This is a genomic window from Bradyrhizobium sp., from assembly GCF_028868675.1.
In the GTDB taxonomy this organism is placed as follows: Bacteria; Pseudomonadota; Alphaproteobacteria; order Rhizobiales; family Xanthobacteraceae; genus Bradyrhizobium.
This window is the reverse complement of the sequence record NZ_JAGWUA010000318.1, coordinates 1-3,431: the sequence shown is the minus strand read 5'-3', so window position 1 is coordinate 3,431 and position 3,431 is coordinate 1. Positions and strand designations below refer to the sequence as shown.

General features: G+C 66.0%; 2 protein-coding genes, 1 pseudogene and 1 riboswitch. Of the genes and pseudogenes, 1 reads left to right on the top strand and 2 read right to left on the bottom strand.

What is annotated here, in order from left to right; genetic code table 11:
• Both KGM94_RS24360 and gcvT read right to left on the bottom strand, forming a co-directional pair.
• Positions 1 to 226: pseudogene (locus KGM94_RS24360) on the bottom strand (glycine cleavage system protein H); the annotation flags it as partial.
• 10 nt (positions 227 to 236) lie between these two features.
• A complete protein-coding gene (gene gcvT, locus KGM94_RS24355; protein WP_300265022.1) occupies positions 237 to 1,385 on the bottom strand; it encodes a glycine cleavage system aminomethyltransferase GcvT in 1,149 nt (382 codons plus the stop codon).
• 143 nt (positions 1,386 to 1,528) lie between these two features.
• A riboswitch (glycine riboswitch) is annotated at positions 1,529 to 1,619 on the bottom strand.
• A 224-nt stretch (positions 1,620 to 1,843) separates the two neighbouring features.
• On the opposite strand from gcvT, the gene alaS reads away from it, so the two are divergent.
• A partial coding sequence (alaS, locus tag KGM94_RS24350) for an alanine--tRNA ligase (protein ID WP_300265019.1) occupies positions 1,844 to 3,431 on the top strand: 1,588 nt, incomplete at its 3' end.

Below are 3,431 nucleotides of genomic sequence, written 5' to 3'. Positions count from 1 at the left end.
CCGCGAGCACCTCGCCCGAGATCGGCGCGTAGACGTCGGAGGCGGCCTTGACCGATTCGACCACGGCGGCGGCTTCCGCCTTCTTCAGGGCGCGGCCGACCTTGGGCAGCTCGACGAACACGACGTCGCCGAGCTGCTGCTGGGCGTAGTCGGTGATGCCGACGGTGGCGACATCGCCGTCGATGGCGAGCCATTCGTGGTCGGAGGTGTACAGCGTCGTGGTCATCGTCGATCCCTCAGCGTTTGTAGGTGTTCTTCACGAACGGCATGGCGGCGACCTGCAGCGCGAGGCGCTGGCCGCGCACTTCGGCGAACAGTTTTGTGCCGAGCGCGCCGAGCGAGGCGGGCACGTAGCCCATCGCCACCGGTGCGTTCAGGCTCGGGCCAAAACCGCCCGAGGTCACGGTGCCGATCGCCTCGCGCGATGTCGCGTCAGCAAACAGCGCCGCGCCCTCGCGCACCGGCGCGCGGCCTTCGGCCCTCAGGCCGACGCGGCGGCGCGGTGCGCCCCGGTCGAACTGCGCGAGAATTGTATCGGCGCCCGGAAAGCCGCCGGCGCGCGCCCCGCCCGTGCGGCGGCTCTTCTGTACCGACCATTCCAGCGCGGCCTCGACCGGCGTCGTGGTGGTGTCGATGTCATGACCATAGAGGCAGAGCCCGGCCTCGAGCCTGAGGCTGTCGCGGGCGCCGAGCCCGATCGGCTGCACGTCGCCGTCCGCCAGCAAGGTCTTCGCCAACTGCTCGGCGTCGGCAGCGGGAACCGAAATCTCGAACCCGTCCTCGCCGGTATAGCCGGAGCGCGAGACGAAGCAGTCGAGCCCATCGATCTTGCGCGGGCCGGCGTCCATGAACTTCATCGCCGGCGCGCCTGCACAGAATTTCGTCAGCACGGATTCGGCCTTCGGGCCCTGCAGGGCGATCAGCGCCCGGTCGGCAAGTGATTCGACGATGCAGTCGCCGGAGAGATGCGCGCGCAGATGCGCTTCGTCCTCGGCCTTGCAGGCGGCGTTGACCACCAGGAACAGGTGCTCGCCGAAATTGACGACCATCAGATCGTCCAGGATGCCGCCGGCCGCATTGGTGAACTGGGCGTAGCGCTGCCGGCCCGGCGCCAGCGCGACGATGTCCTGCGGCACCAGCCGCTCCAGCGCACGCGCGGCGTCCTCGACCTTGCCGGACTTCGGGAGCAAGCGGATCTGGCCCATATGGGAGACATCGAACAGGCCGGCGGAGGTGCGGGTATGAAGGTGCTCTCGCAGCACGCCGGACGGGAATTGTACGGGCATCTCGTAGCCCGCGAACGGCACCATCTTGCCGCCGAGCGAGACATTGAGCCCGTAGAGGGGGGTACGCTGCAGGGGGTTTTGGACGTCGCGCGCAAGCATCGATAGGAGCCCTCGCGGTTCCCAGGGAGGATTCCCCGAAAAACCTGTCGAAGCCCCATCTGTCGCTGTGCCTGAGAGTATTATCCCGTCGGCGGACGCCTCTCGGGTCTTAAGCCCTCGGGCGTCTCTTTCCAGATGCTGTCAAAGCCACGCGGTCCTTTTGCCTGAGAGTTTCCGGGGCGGTTGCTCCTTCGGCGCCGGCGAATTCGAGCCGGTCTCTCCCGACGTGGCCGTACAAGTGAGATAGGAAAAGACCACGGCGCGGCCAAGCCTGTCAACGCGGTTGCAGCATCTATCAACGGGGATGACGCTGTTGCGGCAACCCTCTGATCTGCCAGCACAGTTTCTGGACAGGGGGGCTGGCCTTGTCTAAAAGCGCTGTTGCCCGCAGATATCAGCCTTGAATTTCAGGTTTGGATGCATTTGGCGGGCTTCCGGCACTTCCCGATTGGATGAACATGAGCGGCGTCAACGAGATCAGGTCGACCTTTCTGAACTTCTTTGCCGAGAACGACCACGAGATCGTGTCGTCCTCGCCGCTGGTGCCGCGCAACGACCCGACGCTGATGTTCACCAATGCCGGCATGGTGCAGTTCAAGAACGTCTTCACGGGCGTCGAGAAGCGCCCCTATCAGCGCGCCACCACCTCGCAGAAATGCGTGCGCGCCGGCGGCAAGCACAATGATCTCGACAATGTCGGCTACACCGCGCGCCATCTCACCTTCTTCGAGATGCTCGGCAACTTCTCCTTCGGCGACTATTTCAAGGAGCGCGCGATCGAGCTCGCCTGGACGCTGATCACCAGGGATTTCGGGCTGAAGAAGGACAAGCTGCTCGTCACCGTCTATCACACCGACGACGATGCGGCCGCGCTCTGGAAGAAGATCGCGGGCTTCTCCGACGACCGCATCATCCGCATTCCGACCTCGGACAATTTCTGGGCGATGGGCGACACCGGCCCGTGCGGCCCGTGCTCGGAGATCTTCATCGACCGCGGCGAACACATCTGGGGCGGACCTCCGGGCAGCCCGGAAGAGGATGGCGACCGCTTCCTCGAATTCTGGAACCTCGTGTTCATGCAATTCGAGCAGGTGACGAAGGAGGACCGGCAGCCCTTGCCGCGGCCTTCGATCGACACCGGCATGGGGCTCGAGCGCATGGCCTGCATCATGCAGGGCGTCGACAGCGTCTTCGAGACCGATCTCTTTCGTAACCTGATCGATGCGACGGCGTCCGCGCTCGGCAGCGGACCGCAGGAGCAGACCGTCGCCTCGTTCAGGGTCATCGCCGACCACCTGCGCTCCTCGGCCTTCCTCGTCGCGGACGGCGTGCTGCCCTCGAACGAGGGCCGCGGCTACGTGCTGCGCCGGATCATGCGCCGCGCGATGCGCCATGCGCAGCTTCTGGGCGCCAAAGAGCCGCTGATGCATCGTCTGGTCTGGGCGCTGGTGCGCGAGATGGGCCAGGCCTATCCGGAGCTGGTGCGCGCGGAACGGCTGATCGAGGAAACGCTGCGGCTGGAGGAGAGCCGCTTCCGCAAGACGCTGGCGCGCGGCCTCGCCATCCTCGACGAGAAGAGCGCGTCGCTGAAGAAAGGCGACATGTTCGACGGCGACGTCGCCTTCACGCTCTACGACACCTACGGCTTTCCGCTCGATCTGACGCAGGACGCGCTGAAGTCGCGCGGCATCGGCGTCGACCAGGCGTCCTTCTCGGATGCGATGGAGCGGCAGCGTGAGAAGGCGCGCGCGTCCTGGGCGGGAAGCGGCGAGGCGGCCTCCGAAGCGATCTGGTTCCCGCTGCGCGAAAGGCTCGGCGCCACCGAATTCCTGGGTTACGAGACCGAGAGCGCGGAAGGCGTGGTTGCGGCGCTGGTGAAGGACGGCAAGGAAGTCGACAGCCTCAAGGCCGGTGAGCAAGGCGCGATCGTGCTGAACCAGACGCCGTTCTACGGGGAGTCCGGCGGCCAGGTCGGAGATACCGGCGTGCTGCTCGGCGAGGGCGGCGTCAAGTTTCGCGTCACCGACACGCAGAAGAAGGTCGGCG